A 331-nucleotide genomic window follows, 5' to 3' on the forward strand; every position below is an offset into this window, starting at 1 on the left:
ATTACAGATACAATAGATGAAGTAAAAGTATGGGTAAGTGCAGACGGTAATGTAAAAGAGAATGAGACAGGAAACTTTAAAGTAAATGTAAGTCAAGCATTAGACCATGATATAAAAGTAACATTAAGTGATGGTTCAATAGTTACAATTACAGCAGGAACAACATCAACAGATATTCCAGTATCAGCACAAGGTGATGATGTATGGGAAGATGGAGAGACTAAAGAGTTAGGAGCAACATCAGTAGAAGTAGTAGCAAATGCAGGAGAGACAACAGCTCCAACATTTGAGAATTTAAATGTAGATTCTACAAAAGCTACAATAGAGATTA

The 331-nt window shown here is 34.4% G+C and carries 1 protein-coding gene; it reads left to right on the top strand.

All coding sequences use genetic code 11. The features are described 5' to 3' along the window. A partial coding sequence (locus tag B0175_RS11295; RefSeq protein WP_210004370.1) for an immunoglobulin-like domain-containing protein occupies nucleotides 1-331 on the top strand: 331 nt, incomplete at both ends.

This window comes from Arcobacter lacus, from assembly GCF_003063295.1.
Classification (GTDB): domain Bacteria; phylum Campylobacterota; class Campylobacteria; order Campylobacterales; family Arcobacteraceae; genus Aliarcobacter; species Aliarcobacter lacus.